Below are 16,617 nucleotides of genomic sequence, written 5' to 3'. Positions count from 1 at the left end.
GCCTTATTGCCGCGAAATTCGCCGGTAAAGCAAATGGATCGAGAGTTCCGCTCGATCGAAATCCCCGTGGAACGAGCGCCGCTCTCTCGCCGCAGAATCCCAGGCGCGCCCCAGCCGTTCCGATAACGATCGGCTATCAACTCCATGGCGAGAGGTGACTTTCCTTTCAACTGGCTTGAACACAATCTGCAACCAATCGCCCCCATCCTCGATACCGGCCGAAGTCGGCGTTCTGTTGAACGATCGTAGGCCAGGAGGTCCGAGATGCGTCGATCGCTTCAGGGCACTCCGCCAGGGTGAGCACAATTGGATGGGCTGGTTCCAACACGCTTCGACCAGTCGCCCGAAAACCACGCGAGGGCGTCATGACGCTTCATATCTCACAGCGAGGCAAAGAATATTTGAGGACAGCGAAGACCTTGCTTCGCTCTGCCAAAGCCATGACGGACCACGTGATTGCGGCTCAGCTGAAGGCTCTTGCCGACGACCACGAGCGGCGAGCCAAGAAGGCGTCGCTCGACGGTGCAAGGGATTGCTCGATCCGCCGCTAGACTATACGTGAAATGCGTGAGCCGTCGAATAGGCGTCGCGGCAGCGGCCCAGCGGCTGCTAAGCTGGGGCTGCCAACGTCATAGCGCACCGCGGCCAACGCAGCTCATTCCGCCGCGGCCGCGGCCGCGTTCGGCTGAATTGGCCTGCCCTCGTTCGTGCCTTCCGCGAGGTTGCGCACCACGACATAGAAAATCGGCGTGAAGATCAGGCCGAACAGCGTGACGCCGAGCATGCCGAAGAACACGGCGACGCCGACCGCCTGGCGCATCTCCGAGCCCGAACCGGTAGAAACCACCAGGGGCAGCACGCCGAGGATGAAAGCAAACGAGGTCATCAGAATCGGCCGCAGGCGGAGCCGGCAGGCCTCAATGACAGCCTCCAGCCGCGACCTGCCCTCAAGCTCGATATCGCGCGCGAATTCGACGATCAGGATCGCGTTCTTGGCCGCAAGTCCGACCAGCACCACGAAGCCGATCTGGGTTAGGATGTTGACGTCCTGACCCATGATGCGCACCCCGATGGTGGCCGCGAACAGGCACATCGGCACGATCAGGATCACCGCGAATGGCAACGTCCAGCTGCCATATTGCGCTGCCAGCACCAAATAGACGAACAGCACACAGATCGGGAACACATAGAGGCCGGCATTGCCACCCATCACCTGTTGATAGGACAGGTCGGTCCATTCGAGAGAAAAGCCGCTCGGCAACGTTTCGTCGGCCAATCGCTTGATGGTGCTGAGCGCCGTGGCCGAGCTTACGCCCGTCGCCGGCTCACCTTGTACCTCGGACGTCGAGTAGAGATTGTATCGCGCCACACGATCGGGTCCCGAGATGTCCTTGAAGTCAACGACGCTGCCGAGCATCACCATGTCGCCGGCGGCGTTCCGGGTACGCAGCCGCGCGAGATCGGAAGTCTCCTTGCGGAATGGGAGATCGGCCTGCGCCGTGACGTGATAGGTACGTCCGAACAAATTAAAGTCGTTGACATAGGTCGAACCGAAGTAGGTCTCGATCGTGTCGGTGATGTTGGCGATGGGGACCGCGAGCTTCTGCGCCTTGACACGATCAATATCGACAAACAGCTGCGGCGTATTCGCCGTGAAAGGCGAGAACACCGAGGTCAGATTTGGCGACTTACGCGCGGCGGCGACGAGCTCGTCCGTCGCCGCTGCGAGCAGCTCGGGACCGCGCCCTTGTCGATCCTGGATGCGGATGGCGAAGCCGCCACCGGTGCCGATGCCTGGCACCGCGGGCGGTGGAATGACGATGATGAAAGCGCCCTGGATCGCCGACAGCCGCTTGCGTAGATCGGCCGTGATCGCGTTGGCCGTCAATCCCTTCTTCTGCCGCGCCTCCGGCTCGTCGAACACCGGGAACAGCGCTGCGGCATTGCCGGCCTGCGTGCGCGTCGCGCCGGAGAACCCGCTGAACGCCCCGACACGGACGATACCTGGCGTATCCAGCGCGATCCGCTCGATTTCGCGCACCACCGCAGCGGTCCGCGCCAGCGACGCGGCGCCTGGCAATTGCGCCGAGATGATGAGGTAACCCCGATCCTGCGCGGGAATGAAGCCCTGCGAGGTGGTGGCGAGTAGCCAGCCGGCGCTGCCGATCAGCCCGAGATAGATCACAAGCATCACCACCGTATGCCGGATCACGAAGTCGGCGGTGGCCGCGTAGCCGCGCGCCAGGCGATCGAAGATGCGGTTGAACAGCGCGGTGAAGCCGTGCCAGCCGCGCGCAATGACGTTCCAGCGCGCCGGCGGACGTTTCTCCTCGTGTGGCGTAAGAATCTGGGAGGCCAGTGCCGGTGACAGTGTCAGCGAGCAGAAGCAGGAGATCGCGGTCGCGACTGCGATGGTGACGGCGAATTGCTGGAAGAACTGCCCGGAGATGCCGCCCAGGAAAGCTGTTGGCACGAACACCGCGCAGAGCACGAGTGCGATCGAGACCAGCGCGCCGCCGACTTCCTCCATGGTTTTGAGCGCCGCCTCGCGCCGGCTCATACCGTGCTGGAGATGTCTCTCGACATTCTCGACAACCACGATGGCGTCGTCGACCACGATGCCGACCGCGAGAACCAGACCGAAGAGCGTCAAATTATTGATCGAGAATCCAAGCGCGGCCATCACCGCGAAGGTGCCGACCAGCGACACCGGGATCGCGATGATCGGGATGATCGCAGGCCGCCATCCCTGCAAGAACACCAGCACCACAATGACGACCAGCGCCATCGCCTCGTAGACCGTCTTAATCAGCTCATGGACCGATTGGGCGATGAATTCGGTGGGGTTGTAGCCGATATTGTAGTCGAGCCCCTTCGGAAAACTCTCCTTCAGCTTCGCCATGGTGGTGGAGATTGCCTTCGCCGTGGCGAGCGCGTTCGATCCGGGCCGTTGCGTCACCACCATTGCGACGGCCGATTTGCGCAGTATGCGGCTGCTGGTGGCGTAGGAGAGCGCACCGAGCTCGACGCGCGCGACGTCGCGCAGACGTGCGGTGCGGCCGTCGGAACCGGCCTTCACCACGATGTCCTCAAACTGCCCGATATCTTTGAGGCGGCCAGTGAAGACGAGGTTCGGCTGGAGCGCGCGATCGGCGATCGGCGGCTCAGCGATCTGTCCGCCGGTGATCTGCAGATTCTGGGCGCGGATCGCCGCCAGCACCTCGCCCGATGTCAGGCCGACATCAGCGATCCGGTCGGGATCGAGCCACACTCGCATCGAGTAGTCGCGCGCGCCGAACATCTGGATGTCACCGACGCCGTCGAGCCGCAAAAGCTGATCGCGCACCTGCAGCAGCGTGTAGTTGGAGATGTAGAGTTGATCGAACGAGTCGTCGGGCGACAGCACGAATACGGCCATCAGGATGTCGGGCGAGTTCTTGCGGGTTACGACGCCGTTGCGCTGCACCTCGTCCGGCAGCCGCGGCTGCGCAATCGCGACGCGGTTCTGCACAAGTACCTGCGCCTTGTCGAGGTCGGTACCGAGCTTGAAGGTGACGGTGATGGTGAGCTGGCCGTTCGAGGTCGCCTGGCTGTAGAGATACAGCATGTCCTCGACGCCGTTGATCTCCTGCTCGATCGGGGCTGCCACCGTGTCGGATACGGTCTGCGCTGAGGCGCCGGGATATTGCGTGGTGACGGTGACGGTCGGCGGCACCGCCTGCGGATATTCCGAGACCGGCAGCGTCTGGTAGGCGATCGTGCCGACGATCACAAGCACGATCGACAGTACCATCGCCAAGATTGGCTGGTTGATGGAAAGCCTTCCAAGATTCATGGCTTGGCACCCGCCGGAGTCTTGTCGTCTGCCGGCGCCTGCGCCATTTTCGGTGTCACCTTGGCGCCGACGCGGGCACGCTGCAGCCCGTCGACGATGACCTGATCCCCCGGCATGAGGCCCTCGCGAATCACGCGCAGCCCCCCATCGAGCGGCCCGAGTATCACCGGCCTTACATCTACCGTGTTGTCTGCCTTGACCACGAACACGATCTTGCGCGACTGGTCGGTGGCTATAGCGGCGTCCGGAATCAGCAGCGCCTCGTAGGGCGACGAGCCGATGATCCTGACGCGGCCAAACTGCCCCGGGAGGATCGAGAGATCCTTGTTCGGGACAATCGCGCGGCTGCGCAGCGTCGCAGTCGAGATGTCCAGTCGATTGTCGAGGAAGTCCATCTTCCCCACATGCGAGGGCTTTGTCTCGCCGGTCAGCGTCACCTGCACGGGATTTGACGTATCGCGCGAACTTGGCCGCTTGCCTTCGAACCACAGCCTGCTGTTGCGCTGATAGGTCGCCTCGTCGACGTCGAAATAGATGTAAATCGGATCGAGCGACACGATCGAGGTGAGCAACGTCGCGCCGCTATCGGCGCCCTGCACGAGGTTGCCGGGGGTCACCAGATGGCGACTGACGCGGCCGGTGATCGGCGCCAGCACATGGGTGAATTCGACATTGAGCTGCGCGGCCTTCAGCGCACCCTCGGCCTGCGTCTCGGCCGCATAAGCCGCCTGTAAGGCCTGACGGCGCTGATCGACGACCTGCACCGAAACTGCGCTGGTCTGGACCAGGTTCAGCCCACGGTCGAGTTCACGCTTGGCAAGCTCTGCCTTGGCCCGCGCGTCGTCGAGTTGGCCCTGCGCTTGTGAGGCGACCGCCTCGAACGGGCGCGGATCGATGATGTAGAGCAGATCGCTGGCATGAACGATCGCACCGTCTGTGAACTCGACGCTGTTGACGAAGCCACCGACGCGGGCACGGACCTGAACCTCCTGTATCGCTTCAAAGCGGCCGGTGAACTCGTCCCAGTCAGTGACCGTGCGCTTGACTGGTTGCGCGACTGTAACCAGCGGCGGTGCAGGCGCAGCCTCCTGCGATTGTGCCTTCTTGTCGCAGCCCGCGAGCGCCAGCGCGAACAGCAGACCGATCGGTGCGACGAAGCATCGTGGAAAGCGATAAAACGAACCGCGATCGAGCTGAGGTGCCGGAGCCGGTTGCACCATTCTATCAGTCATACTCACTTCCGTCTCTCCAAGAACCCAGCGCGATGATCTAGATTACGTCGTTGCTTCGCATATCGACCCACTGCGCTCTCGAGCTTTCATCGTGATCCGCGCTTTGATCGCAGAACCGCAGGTTTAGGCTCGACGATGCTTTGGAGAATGGCCTTGCAATGCCGGCGACGGAAATCACCTCTCGCCATGGACTCGATAAACGGTCGTTATTGCTGCTCGCCGCGCGAGCGCGATGCCGTCGCGAGGAATGCCGCAGGCCGCGTGGCACTCGAAACCGCGACGTCTTATTCTGCGGGAAATTCCCAGTCGCGCTCGGTCAGAGCCGGTAAGATCAAACATACCCGAAACAGCCGGACCGAACAGAGAATCAAGCAGTAGCTCCCGCGCAGCGGCCTTCATGTTCGCGGGTGTGCCGGTAGCTAAGCCGACGGCCGCTCAGAGAGGGCCGTCATACTCGCCACGCGCCGGATAATCCCTGGCGATAGCGAAATCGATCGCTTGAAGCAATTCCGAGAACAACGGACGTGCGAACGGCATTGTTTGAACAGCGCCGTAGTACAAAGTACCATCCGGTCGGACGAGGAATACGCCGGGCTCCGAAAACAGTGACGGCTCTTCGATGTTGATCGATGTCTTTCCACGCGACGACGAAATATAGAGACCCCACTTGCGAGCAACCGCCAGCGGCAGTGAATATCCGAATCGCAAGCTGGCGCCGACCTTGTTTGCCATTTCCTGAGCGCGCTCGCGAACGTCAGAGCTGATAGCGATGACCTTTGTACCGCGACGCTCATATTCGGGTATCAGCGATTCCAGCTCGCGCAGATATTTGAGGCAGACCGGGCAATGGAGTCCGCGATAAAAGCATATCAGCGTAAACAGCTTCGGCGCGTCGGCAGCAAGATCAAATTCGCCATGAGCAAGGGTCGGCACGCGCAGTTCGGGAACCGGTCGACGAGGCAGCAGCATTCTCTTCTCCGCAGTGTTTTCCTAAGTACGTCGGGAATTCCGGCACCCGCCGATCGCGCACGAGCCATCACTCCGCCCCGCCCTGCAGGGTGAAACTACGTCGCCGACCTTCAATTGAGAAATGTCCGACCGTTATGATTTCCATTCCCGCGCGTTGTTTCTCCGACCGAGACTTCGCCTCGATGGAAGTCAATGCGTCGTCGCGAGCGGAAGACCGTCAAGCCCGGCGCGCGGGTTCACGGATTTTCTCGTCGCGGAGCTTCGGCACCGACTCCCGAAGCATTCCCGGCGGTTATGGACATGATAGCTTTACCCGAATGGTTGCCGGATTTAATTGCTGAACGCGCCGGCCGGAGCGGACGCCGCGCTGAGACCTCGCGCTATCTGCAAGACTTGTTTTGCGCTGCCTGCTTGCGTTCACGCTCGTCGAAGCCGGTGGTCGATCATTCGAACAATCGGGACCTAGTCATGACCAAGATCCGCGAAGTTGTTGTCGCAAGCGACCCCACCAATCCTGGTGCACTGGTATGCCGTGTCGGCGGCTCTCATTTTACTGTCGGCGGCCCGGATGGCGTCGGCCGCATTTCTTCTGGTCCCAATCCTTACGACCTCCTTAGCGCATCTCTCGCCGCATGCACCGCTATGAGCATTCGTTTTCAGGCTCGACGCCAGAGACTTCCGCTGGAGCGGCTGGAAGTGAGCGTCAGCTTCCGCCATGGCGCTCTGGGCGAACGAGATTCGTTCGCACGCACCCTCGTGCTGGAGGGAGAACTCGATGCTCATCAGCGCGCGCTCCTGCTGGAAGCCGCAAACCTCTGCCCCGTTGGCAAGATTCTCGGCATCGGCGCCGCTATCAACACGCGCCTCGACGCTACTGCTTCCGGCCACAGCCCAAGCACTCAGGCCAGCTACGAGGATGATCTGGCTCAACTCCCGATCCCGAATATCACTCCGGATTGAGCGTCTCTCGTGCGGTCGATCACCGTACCGGCGCATCGCAGCCGATCAAACCCGCATTGCAGCTCTTTCTTGCGTCCTCAGTGCCCGGAAATCATCCCTCGCGGGGCATTCGTCCCGACGTTCACTGCCGACGCGCTTTGATCTTTCGCGTCGATGGCATCGATTCCATAGCCACAGGTCATTGGACCGTCGAATTTGGCGATCGTATTTTTGGTCGCCCGCAAGGCAATTCGGAAGATGACGACATACCACACACGAGGAGGTTGGCGATGAGGGCAATCGTCGTGGCGGACCAGGCTGCGGGAACGGTCGGGATGAAGCTGGTGGAGCGACCCGAACCGCGGCCAGCAATAAACGACGTCGTCGTTCAAGTTTATGCGTCAGGATTCGTTGGAACCGAGCTGTCGTGGCCTTCGACGTGGACCGATCGCCTCGATCGTGACCGGACACCGTCGATTCCCGGGCACGAGTTGGCCGGAGTGGTCACCGCTCTCGGATATGGCACGACGGGCCTGTCGGTGGGACAGCGGGTGTTCGGCCTCGCGGACTGGTATCGCGATGGCACACTGGCCGAGTATGTGGCGATCGAGGCACGCAACCTGGCGCCGCTGCCGGGCGGCGTTGACTTCACGGTGGGCGCGAGCCTGCCGGTCTCGGGTCTGACCGCGTGGCAGGGATTGTTCGTGCACGGCCGCCTTCAGGCGGGGCAGCGCGTCCTCGCGCACGGCGCGGCCGGCGCAGTCGGGTCGATGGTGACGCAACTCGCGCGTGAGGCCGGCGCCTATGTCATCGGCACCGGACGCGCCGCCGACCGTCAGAAGGCGCTCGACTTCGGCGCGAATGAGTTCGTCGACCTGGAGAACGACGCTCTAGACGACATCGGCCCGGTCGACCTGGTGTTCGATCTCATTGGCGGCGACATCAGGAAACGCTCCGCGCACCTGGTTCGATCCGGAGGAACGCTGGTGTCCATCGTCGGGCCGGCCGAGGCGCGGCCCGCCGATGGCCTGGCGGTCGACTTCGTCGTCGAGTCCGATCGTGCCCAACTGAGTGAGATCGTCCGGCGGGTTCGCGACGGGCGACTGCGCACGAACGTCGGCCACGTAACGACACTCGAAGATGCCGTCGCCGCCTTCAATCCAACAAAGCGGATCGGCGGGAAGACGATCATCCGCGTTCGTCCGTGAACGACCCACATTCGATGCACGCGGCCGTCACGTCCTACCAGACGCGCCGCAACCCAGGAAACTACCACGGCCCCCGGGCATGAGATGCCAGACGGGCTCCATCCCTGCGGCATTTCGAGCAAAGAGAGCGAAAGCACTCGTTATCTCAAGTCATCCCCTAACGCACAGGACTCACCATGACCAACAGAATCGCCATGACCAATGCCGTCATCGAATGTATCCTGAGCCGCAGCTCCGCCAAATACTACGACCCTGCCGCCACTTTGAGCGATGACCAAATCAGCGAGCTGGTGCGAATCGGCACTACTGCGCCGACATCCTTCCATTTGCAGAACTGGCGCTTCATCGCGGTACGCACGCCTGAAGCCAAGGCTCGGTTGAGTCCGATCGCCTGGAAGCAGCCGGCGATCACTGAAGCCGCCGTTACCTTTATCATCTGCGGCCAGTTGGCTGATTCCAGTGTAATTCCGGACCGCCTGGCGCCGGTGGTGGAGGCGGGTATCATGCCGGCAAAGTTGATACCGGATTGGGAAATCCCCGCACGCGATCTCTATAAGGACTACCCGCAGCGCCAGCGCGACGAAGCAGTGCGCACCGGCGCCTTCGGTGCGGCGGCGATGATCTATGCGGCCCGATCGCTGGGCCTGGGTTCGACGCCGATGATCGGTTTCGATGCCGAAGCGGTGCACCGAGATTTTGGATTGGCCGAGGACGAAGTCCCGGTCATGCTGCTGTCCGTAGGAGCGGAGCGTCCGGGAAACTGGCCGCAGAAGCCGCGTCGCCCGGTGGCCGATGTGTTGGACCTCATTTAGTGATCAGTGAAACCGAGAACCTGCGAAGATTATGATGCCAAGAATTACAGCTCTGAAGCCGGAACAAGTGCCGGCGGATTCGAAACCGACCCTCGATATGTTCACCAAGAACATCGGGTTCACCCCAAATATGATGGCGACATTCGCGGCAAGCCCGATCGCGTTCAACTCATGGGCCGCCCTGCTTGGCTCCTTGAGCAAGGCGCTAGACGTGAAGACGCGCGACAGCATCGGCCTCGCTGTCTCCGAAGTGAATGGCTGCGACTACTGCCTGACGATTCACAGCTTTACGGCCAATCATATGGCCAAGCTGCCCGCCAATGAAATCACTCTCGCTCGGAAGGGCCATGCCAGCGACCCGAAGCGGGACGCTGCCATCCAGTTTGCGCGTAAAGTCATCGAGACCCGCGGCAAGGTTAGTGACGCCGATCTGAAAGTCGTCCGCGACGCAGGCTACACGGATGCGAACGTCATCGAGATAGTCGCGCTGGTGGCCATGTACTCTCTGACGAACTTTTTCAACAACGTGTTCGATCCCGAGAAGGACTTTCCTGCCGTTGCGCCGGCTGGATCGATCTGAACTCAATCCATTCGCATCTACGATCTCTGAGGAGCCTCTATGATGCGAGCATCACGCAAGGCTCGGACGCACCCGGGAAGGATTCTTGGGAACGCGTCCGGGCTTTTGGTTGGCGCGAAGACTGTCGCCGTTTGTCGCCACGGCGCCAAAGCTCCTCGACAAAGCACTCAAGGGATCGCTCCAGGCCGCCAGATCACCAGCGAGAACGATGTCGTCGCCCCGTCGCACAAGAAGGTGTTCAAGGCGCGTGTCTATTTCATCTGGAGGACCACCATCGCGCCGGAGCGGCGCGAGCGTCTCAATCGCGCGACCGCGGAGGCGGACGCTTCAGACTTAAAAGCTCCGTCACGTCATGCCGATCGGCTGCGGATGAGATAGCAATTTTCAGCCATTTTCCGTCTGGGTATGTTCGGGCTTCATCGTAAAGCTTCACCAGCTGCGAGCGCCACCCGTAACGCCGCGCCTCAAACTTCTCTCGCTCTGCTGCCCCCAAGACCACCTCGACCGAAAACAGCCTGTATTCCGGCAGGAAGGTGCAGAATGCCTTGGATTTCTTGTAACGCAGGGACCAACCACGCTTCTTGCCACGATAGAGCCAATCCGGCACGAAAACATCGGGGTAGTATGCCTCGATCCATTTTCGCAGCTCGGCCCAATGCCCGAACGCCTTCGGCCCGATCCAGTCTCGGACAGTGCTGTCGTCGGGCGATGCTGATTTGTCGGTGATCCTGTCGCCGATCTGGGGGGACTGTTCCATGCCGCTTTCCTTTACACCGCAACTCTCACGTTGGTTTCGGAAGACCTGGTGTGCCGCATCATCGGCAGATCAATAGCGAATGAGCCCGAACAGGCCGAATAATCCGCCCGCGTCCTGCCAAAGCTCGACAACCTTCCATCCGCCGGAGCGGGCAAGCCGCTCGAAGCTCTCCGCAGTATATTTTCGGGAGCTCTCAGTATGAATGCTTTCCGACGTTCTGAAACTAAACGCGCGCTCGCAGAGGGTAACGCGCTGATCGCACACGCTGACCAGATGCATCTCTACTGCTTTCTCGATCTCGTTCCAGCGCGCCACGTGCTTGAACCGCTCTAAACAGAAATCGCCGCCCAGTTCGGCGTTGATCCGCTCAAGGAGGTTGAGGTTGAAAGCGGCTGTCACACCGGCGCTGTCGTCGTAAGCACGCAGAAGCGTATCTACGTTTTTCTGGAGATCGACACCGATGATGGCACGTCCGTTTTTGCCTAAGTGTCGCCCCATCTGCATCAGCAAGGTCTTCGCCTCGCTCGCGTTCAAATTCCCCATCGTCGAGCCAGGAAAAAATCCTGTCCTGCCGCCGCTGGAGCCATCGAACGGAACCTCAAATGCATCCAGGAAATTGCGCTCGATGGGGCGGACCCAGAGCGACGGGAAGCGCGAAGCGATCCTCCTGGACGTTTCTGCAAGGAAAGCATCGGCGACATCGATCGGCACGTAGCCTCGCGGGTCACGCAGGCCCGCCAACACAAGCTCCGTCTTAACGCCAGCTCCCGCACCATACTCGATGAGAACCGCGCCAGGCTCTACAAAATCGGCGATGTCACGCTGCCGCTCTCGCAAGATCGACGTTTCGGCTCTGGTCAGATAATACTCATCCTGCCTCGTTATCTCTTCGAAAAGTTCAGATCCACGCTCGTTGTATAACCAACGGCTCGGCAGCGTCTTCACATCAGCGGATAAGCCGCCGACGACGTCTCGGGCAAATGCATTTTCAACAGCGTCGATGCGGTCATTCACGTGAAGCATATTTTCCGCTTTCGGTGACACGGCGGATAGCGGCCGAGGTAAACTCGCGGCCGATATCTTCACCGTGAATTCGTGCCAGGCTCAGTGAGTACGTTACTTGAGGGGTGTCGTCAGAGGGTTGTCATTGGTGTCGAGGACAAAAACAGCGAGCAGCTTCGCCGGCTTCGTCTTGCTCGCGTTGCGGCTGATCGAATGGGTTGCACCCGGCGGCTCCGACCAGCCTTCGCCTGCCCGATAAATGCGCTTCTCGCCGTCGTTCACCTTCGACTCGATCGCGCCCGAGATGACATAAGCGTAGATGAAAGCCGACTTCGCGTGGGTATGGGGCGGGGATGCCGCGCCCGGCGCGTAATCGACCTCCAGGGCGAGCAGCGACTTGCCAGGGACATTGGGAATGGCCGCCTCGAGTTTCTTCGCGACGGTTTCCGCTTCGCGATCATGGGCGCGGATGGGACCGGTGATCGAGAAGGCGGCGCAGGTGACAGCGACAATGGTCCGGATCTTCATGAGTTTCTCCTTCTGCCTAGAGGTTGGTATTCGTTCTTCATTGCTCCCTCTCGACCTTGCCGGCCTGCTGATTGCCGACACCGAACGATCAGTCTCGCGGGATAAAGTCGACGTGGGGCCCCGGCTCGATGATGAACACCGCGAGCGTGGCGAGAACGCAGGCGACGGCGGCGACAACCATCGCCATGTGGAATCCCCAGAACAGCTGAGGACCGCCTTGCTGCAGCACACCGCCGAGCAATGCGATGGCGAACAGCGACCCGGCGCGTGAGACTGCGCTGTTGACGCCAGACACGGTTCCGACTCGATCGGACTCGACGGAGGTGAGGACGAGTGTCGTCAACGGCGCGATCGCCAGGCTCATGCCAAGCGCCAACAACAGGATGCTGGGGAAGATGTCCGCCCAATAGGTTGCGTTCGGACCGATACGGAGCGCCATGATGCAACCCAAGGCGACGACGGCGCTGCCGGCGAACAATGGCAGGCGCCTGCCGGACACGCGGCAGAGCATACCGGCGAGCGGCGAGACCACCGTAATCAGCACTTGCAGAGGAAGGAAGGCTAGGCCCGCCACCAGCGTCGGCAGGTGCGCGCCTCGGATCATCACGAACGGGATCAAGGTTAGCATGACCGTGAACGGACCGTAGAGGAGTGCGGTGAACAGGTTCGCGCCGACGATCGACCGCGAGGCGAAGAGCGACGGGGGCAGCATGGCATTCTCGCCTAGCCGCCGCTGTGTGACGATAAGGCCGGCTAAGCCGCCCAGACCGACGATCAGAGTGATGAGCAGCCAAAGGGTCGGACCGGCACCGTTGGTCAGGCTCGTCAGCCCCGCGCCCAACGAGCCGAGCCCGACTGTCGAAAGGACCGCGCCATAGACGTCGATCCGGACGTAGCTGGGCGAGGAGTCCTTGGGTATCCACGCCGTGCCGAAGGCCAACGCGCCGGCGACGATGGGCAGGAGCATCAGAAAGGCCGTCCGCCAGGATCCGTGATCAATGATCGCGCCCGCGATCGCGGGCGCGACGCCACTGGCGACCGCTGCGGCGGCGGACCAGATGCCGATCGCACGGGCTTTCTTGTCGGCGGGAAAGGCCCGCCCGAGCACGGAAAGGCCGTTGGGCAGGATCACAGCTTCGCCCAAACCTTGCAGGAAGCGGCCGCCGATGAGCAGCGCGAAGCTCGGCGCGAAAGCAATTACGGCCGCGCCCAGGCCATAGAGAGCGATCCCCGCGAGGAATATCCGCTTCTGTCCGAACCGATCACCCAGAGCGCCGCCTACCAAGGTCAGGGCCGCGAGCGGAAGGAGCTCGGCGTTCATGACCCACTGCAGGTCAAGCGGCGACAGGCGCATGTCTCGGCCAATCGCCGCGAGCGCGACCGTGACGACGGCGCCGCTGACGAACACGAGGCAGCTGCCCAGGCTCGACGCGGCGAGCACCTTGGTGCTGCCCTGCGCTCCGACGGCCTTAGGCTCGGAGAGCGCCAGGCCGCGATCGGTCAGGGTCAGGGACGCGCTGCTCACGACCTGGCCGTCATGTCAGGTGGCGCGCTTCGCGGCGCGCGGGCTCATTGGCCGGCAGCCGAAGCCGAACTGCCGTGTCCGTTCGCGGATCACTTTTCGCAACATCAATTCAACCTCAAGCAGGCTTGCCATGAACCGCCGTCGCCTCCTGCCCGCGCCGCGTCGCCGGAGGCCACGGCCGAGCGACGCCTAAACGTGGATGCGTGCCGTGCTGACGAGGAGCGCGGAACCGTTCTCCGCCCCAAGTTCTCACGGGCGAACGCGAACGATTGTCTTCCCCTTGCGTCGCTCGGTCCGATTGAAGGCGGCGATGGCGTCATCGAGGGTCGAGACGGTGCCGATGTTCGTCCGCAGTCGTCCGTCCCGCAGACGCTGGACGATCTCACCCAGTTGGGCGCGATCGGACTCGACAACGAAGTCGATCGCCAGGCCGTCGGCGGGCCGCGCCTCGGTCGGCCCGGCGATGGTCACCAGCGCTCCTCCCGCTCGAATCAGGCCTGCGGACCGCTTCGCGATGTCGCCGCCGAAGATATCGAAAACCAGATCGACGCCACCGACATCTTTCAGAGCGTCGTTCTCGAGGTCGACGAACTCATTCGCGCCGAAGTCGAGCACCGCCTGACGGTCGGCAACGCGTCCGGTGCCGATGACGTAGGCGCCGGCCTCACGTGCGAGTTGCGTCACCATCGAACCGACGACGCCAGCCGCACCGTGCGCAAGGACGGTCTGCCCCGACTGAAGGTGGCCGTGCACGAACAGTCCTTGCCACGCAGTCAGACCCGGCATCGGCAGGCTCGCGCCCACCGTGAAGTCGACGTCGCCCGGCAGCGGCGCAAGGTTGCGTGCCTCGACGGCCACATACTCCGCCAAGGTGCCGTCGCGATACCAGTCCGTCAGGCCGAACACCCGCTGTCCCACTGACAATCCCGTCGTGCCATAACCGAGAGCGGTGACGACTCCGGCCAGCTCGTGCCCAGGGATCGACGGTGTTCGGTTACGATCGAGGCGATCGGTCCACATCGGGGGCCACGTCAGCTCATCCCAAGTGAAGCCCGATGCATGAACTTGAACGACGACATCGTTTATCGCTGGCCGCGGTTCGGGCCGCTCCACCAGCTTCATCCCGGCCGTTCCCGCGGCCTGGTCCGTTACGGCGATTGCCTTCATGTGAGTTGTCTCCTCAGTTATTTGCTCCTTTGCTGGATACGTTCCAGCGACAAAAGCCGGTTCGGCATCGCTTGCCAGCGACCATGGGGTAGTTCCGAAAGCGAAGATGGGACGGCGCCTCCACGATCTCAGTTGTCCAGCCCTCGACAAAATCCGCGAGCGGTACCCATTGATGGCAGCGCGGAGTAACATTCTCCAATAGCCGGCATGTATGGTTTCCATTGCAGCGGGGAATAGTGGTGCGACGGTCTTCTCTGCCATTGGTAAATCAAGGCAAGTTGCGCACGCCGCGACGGCATGCCGCCGCGCGGCAAGGCAATAACGATTATCTATCGATTTTATGGCGAGAGATAATTTCCTTCACCGGGGTCCGACCGCCACCGTATGAGACGGCTGTCGGAACCACTTTCAACCCGAAATAAGACTCGAATGACCAATCCTGCGAACCAGAGACGGCGAGCGTGTCGCAACGAGGCGCAGCCGTTTATAGAGGGATGCAGCCGCGGCGTTATCGACGCAGAACCTTGCCCGCGAGAGCTCGGTCGGGAAGCGCCGCCTCGGTGCCGGCGCATGGTACTCGCGGCCTGTGTGCTCGCGTCCTCGATGGCGTTCATCGATGCGACAGCGTTGCCCGTTGCGTTACCGAGATTGCGCTCAGATTTGGCGGCGGACCTTGCCTCGGTTCAATGGGTTCTCAACGGGTATATGCTGGCGCTCGCCTCGCTGACATTGATCGGCGGCGCCCTCGCGGATGTTTATGGCAAGGCGCGCATGCTCTGGTTCGGTTGCGTGCTGTTCGGTCTGACATCCGCGGCTTGCGCGATGGCGCCTTCGCCCGCCTGGCTGATCGCTGCCCGCGTCGCGCAGGGGGTAGCCGCAGCGATCGTTACCCCCGCCAGCCTCGCCCTGATCGGGGCCACCTATCCGCGCGCAGAGCGGAACCGAGCGATCGGCGTATGGGCCGCAGCGTCGGCTCTCACCACCGCCGGAGGTCCTGTCCTGGGCGGCTGGCTCACCGAGACCTTTGGCTGGCCATCCGTGTTCTGGATCAACCCGCCGCTCGCGCTCGTGGCAGTGGGAGTTCTGCTGGTCTTTGCGCCGAAGGATGGTCGCATTCAGCGCGGATTCGACGTGATTGGCGCCGCGATCCTCGCTTCGGCGATCGGGGCGCTTGCCTGGGCGCTTAGCCAAATCGGCCGCGGTGAAGTTCAGGCCGCCGCGGACGCTTCAGCCCCGTCGGGCACAGTGCTCGTGATTGTCACCGGGCTTGGCATTATCGGGCTCGCCGTCTACGCGCTCTGGGAGCGCGGAAGCGAACACCCGATGACGCCACCTCGCTTGGCGGAGAACCGCGCCTTCCTCGGGCTGAACGTTGTCACCCTGATGGTCTACGCGGGGGTTTCGATCATGTTCTTTCTGCTCCCCTTTGAGCTCATCGATCGCCGCGCCCTGTCGTCGACCGACGCTGGGCTCGCATTCCTACCCTTCACGCTTGGCGTGGGGCTCTTGTCAAATCTCTTCGGCCGGCTGGCAGACAAGATTGGCGCGCGGGCCATGCTCATCGCGGGACCGCTAGGTGCGGCACTCGCCTATATCCTGATGGCGCTTGGCGAGAAAGAATCCCTGATGCTCGGCGTGATCGGACCTATGACCCTACTGGGCCTGTCCTTCGCTGTGCTCGTGGCGCCGCTCACCGCGTCGGTCATGTCGAGTGTGGATCAGGCCGACGAAGGACTCGCCTCCGGCATCAACAATGCGGCGAGCCGGATTGCGCAGCTCGCCGGGGTGGCACTTGCCGCCGGCGTCGCGTCTTTCTCGTCCGGCTACGAAGTCGGCCTCGCCATAGCCGCCGCGACCTCGATCGGCGGCGCCTTTGCGGCCTCGATGACCCTGACACCGGTCATGGCGAAAGCGGACGCAACTTAGAAAGCACGGAATTCAACCGAATTCGATACTTCACTAAATCTGGCAGACACCCTGAACTTACCGGAAGCCGTGTTCAGCGGAGCGTCATGGCTGATCGTTGATCTCGAGCCACGAGCTTTGCGGCGACTTGTCGCAAG

General features: G+C 62.1%; 14 protein-coding genes. 6 read left to right on the top strand and 8 right to left on the bottom strand.

Annotated elements, in window-relative coordinates:
• Nucleotides 1-365: 365 nt before the first annotated feature.
• Nucleotides 366-551, top strand: coding sequence for a hypothetical protein (locus AB7G19_RS10980; RefSeq protein ID WP_063981754.1), 186 nt, complete (start codon nucleotides 366-368; stop codon nucleotides 549-551).
• Nucleotides 552-655: 104 nt separating this feature from the next.
• Here the strand turns inward: AB7G19_RS10980 and AB7G19_RS10975 are convergent, their stop codons facing one another.
• From AB7G19_RS10975 to AB7G19_RS10965, 3 genes are all read right to left on the bottom strand, one after another.
• Nucleotides 656-3,835 (bottom strand): efflux RND transporter permease subunit, encoded by a 3,180-nt coding sequence (locus AB7G19_RS10975; RefSeq protein ID WP_441267813.1) that lies wholly within the window; start codon nucleotides 3,833-3,835, stop codon nucleotides 656-658.
• Nucleotides 3,832-5,055, bottom strand: a complete 1,224-nt coding sequence (locus tag AB7G19_RS10970; protein ID WP_063981752.1) for an efflux RND transporter periplasmic adaptor subunit — start codon at nucleotides 5,053-5,055, stop codon at nucleotides 3,832-3,834. Before AB7G19_RS10970 ends, AB7G19_RS10975 begins: the two co-directional genes overlap by 4 nt.
• A 447-nt stretch (nucleotides 5,056-5,502) precedes the next feature.
• The gene (locus AB7G19_RS10965) at nucleotides 5,503-6,036 is read right to left on the bottom strand and encodes a peroxiredoxin-like family protein (protein ID WP_135214187.1); all 534 of its coding nucleotides are present in this window, start codon (nucleotides 6,034-6,036) and stop codon (nucleotides 5,503-5,505) included.
• A gap of 468 nt (nucleotides 6,037-6,504) precedes the next feature.
• Here AB7G19_RS10965 and AB7G19_RS10960 point away from each other — a divergent pair, with 468 nt between their 5' ends.
• The 4 genes from AB7G19_RS10960 to AB7G19_RS10945 all read left to right on the top strand — a co-directional run bounded on the left by AB7G19_RS10960 (nucleotide 6,505) and on the right by AB7G19_RS10945 (nucleotide 9,575).
• Nucleotides 6,505-6,996, top strand: a complete 492-nt coding sequence (locus tag AB7G19_RS10960; protein ID WP_354241984.1) for an OsmC family protein — start codon at nucleotides 6,505-6,507, stop codon at nucleotides 6,994-6,996.
• Between the two features lie 269 nt (nucleotides 6,997-7,265).
• The gene (locus AB7G19_RS10955) at nucleotides 7,266-8,183 is read left to right on the top strand and encodes an NADP-dependent oxidoreductase (RefSeq protein WP_441267812.1); all 918 of its coding nucleotides are present in this window, start codon (nucleotides 7,266-7,268) and stop codon (nucleotides 8,181-8,183) included.
• A gap of 176 nt (nucleotides 8,184-8,359) precedes the next feature.
• On the top strand, nucleotides 8,360-8,995 hold the full coding sequence (locus AB7G19_RS10950) for a nitroreductase family protein (protein WP_063981749.1): 636 nt from the start codon (nucleotides 8,360-8,362) through the stop codon (nucleotides 8,993-8,995).
• A gap of 34 nt (nucleotides 8,996-9,029) precedes the next feature.
• On the top strand, nucleotides 9,030-9,575 hold the full coding sequence (locus AB7G19_RS10945; protein WP_354241987.1) for a carboxymuconolactone decarboxylase family protein: 546 nt from the start codon (nucleotides 9,030-9,032) through the stop codon (nucleotides 9,573-9,575).
• Between the two features lie 298 nt (nucleotides 9,576-9,873).
• On the opposite strand, the gene AB7G19_RS10940 is transcribed toward AB7G19_RS10945, so the two are convergent.
• From AB7G19_RS10940 to AB7G19_RS10920, 5 genes are all read right to left on the bottom strand, one after another.
• Complete coding sequence (locus AB7G19_RS10940; protein ID WP_063981748.1) at nucleotides 9,874-10,332, bottom strand: DUF3788 domain-containing protein; 459 nt, start codon at nucleotides 10,330-10,332, stop codon at nucleotides 9,874-9,876.
• A gap of 69 nt (nucleotides 10,333-10,401) precedes the next feature.
• Entirely contained in the window at nucleotides 10,402-11,355 is a 954-nt protein-coding gene (egtD, locus tag AB7G19_RS10935; protein WP_354241992.1) for an L-histidine N(alpha)-methyltransferase, read from the bottom strand.
• 93 nt (nucleotides 11,356-11,448) lie between these two features.
• The gene (locus tag AB7G19_RS10930; RefSeq protein ID WP_441267811.1) at nucleotides 11,449-11,862 is read right to left on the bottom strand and encodes a cupin domain-containing protein; all 414 of its coding nucleotides are present in this window, start codon (nucleotides 11,860-11,862) and stop codon (nucleotides 11,449-11,451) included.
• 88 nt (nucleotides 11,863-11,950) lie between these two features.
• Entirely contained in the window at nucleotides 11,951-13,387 is a 1,437-nt protein-coding gene (locus AB7G19_RS10925) for an MFS transporter (protein ID WP_441267810.1), read from the bottom strand.
• Nucleotides 13,388-13,636: 249 nt separating this feature from the next.
• Nucleotides 13,637-14,554 (bottom strand): NADP-dependent oxidoreductase, encoded by a 918-nt coding sequence (locus AB7G19_RS10920; RefSeq protein ID WP_441267809.1) that lies wholly within the window; start codon nucleotides 14,552-14,554, stop codon nucleotides 13,637-13,639.
• Between the two features lie 570 nt (nucleotides 14,555-15,124).
• Here AB7G19_RS10920 and AB7G19_RS10915 point away from each other — a divergent pair.
• A complete protein-coding gene (locus AB7G19_RS10915) occupies nucleotides 15,125-16,480 on the top strand; it encodes an MFS transporter (protein WP_354096384.1) in 1,356 nt (451 codons plus the stop codon).
• Nucleotides 16,481-16,617: the final 137 nt, after the last annotated feature.

Origin of the sequence: Bradyrhizobium sp. 215_C5_N1_1, from assembly GCF_052075935.1 — a bacterium.
GTDB classification, from domain to species: domain Bacteria; phylum Pseudomonadota; class Alphaproteobacteria; order Rhizobiales; family Xanthobacteraceae; genus Bradyrhizobium; species Bradyrhizobium barranii.
This window is presented reverse-complemented; position numbering and strand designations above follow the sequence as displayed.

Excerpts from the sequence above, each read along its gene's own strand:
- AB7G19_RS10930 (WP_441267811.1), bottom strand. The coding sequence starts at position 11,862 with ATGAAGATCCGGACCATTGTCGCTGTCACCTGCGCCGCCTTCTCGATC.
- AB7G19_RS10960 (WP_354241984.1), top strand. The coding sequence starts at position 6,505 with ATGACCAAGATCCGCGAAGTTGTTGTCGCAAGCGACCCCACCAATCCT.
- AB7G19_RS10940 (WP_063981748.1), bottom strand. The coding sequence starts at position 10,332 with ATGGAACAGTCCCCCCAGATCGGCGACAGGATCACCGACAAATCAGCA.
- AB7G19_RS10945 (WP_354241987.1), top strand. The coding sequence starts at position 9,030 with ATGCCAAGAATTACAGCTCTGAAGCCGGAACAAGTGCCGGCGGATTCG.
- AB7G19_RS10950 (WP_063981749.1), top strand. The coding sequence starts at position 8,360 with ATGACCAACAGAATCGCCATGACCAATGCCGTCATCGAATGTATCCTG.
- AB7G19_RS10980 (WP_063981754.1), top strand. The coding sequence starts at position 366 with ATGACGCTTCATATCTCACAGCGAGGCAAAGAATATTTGAGGACAGCG.
- AB7G19_RS10920 (WP_441267809.1), bottom strand. The coding sequence starts at position 14,554 with ATGAAGGCAATCGCCGTAACGGACCAGGCCGCGGGAACGGCCGGGATG.
- AB7G19_RS10955 (WP_441267812.1), top strand. The coding sequence starts at position 7,266 with ATGAGGGCAATCGTCGTGGCGGACCAGGCTGCGGGAACGGTCGGGATG.
- egtD (WP_354241992.1), bottom strand. The coding sequence starts at position 11,355 with ATGCTTCACGTGAATGACCGCATCGACGCTGTTGAAAATGCATTTGCC.
- AB7G19_RS10970 (WP_063981752.1), bottom strand. The coding sequence starts at position 5,055 with ATGGTGCAACCGGCTCCGGCACCTCAGCTCGATCGCGGTTCGTTTTAT.
- AB7G19_RS10915 (WP_354096384.1), top strand. The coding sequence starts at position 15,125 with ATGGTACTCGCGGCCTGTGTGCTCGCGTCCTCGATGGCGTTCATCGAT.
- AB7G19_RS10975 (WP_441267813.1), bottom strand. The coding sequence starts at position 3,835 with ATGAATCTTGGAAGGCTTTCCATCAACCAGCCAATCTTGGCGATGGTA.
- AB7G19_RS10965 (WP_135214187.1), bottom strand. The coding sequence starts at position 6,036 with ATGCTGCTGCCTCGTCGACCGGTTCCCGAACTGCGCGTGCCGACCCTT.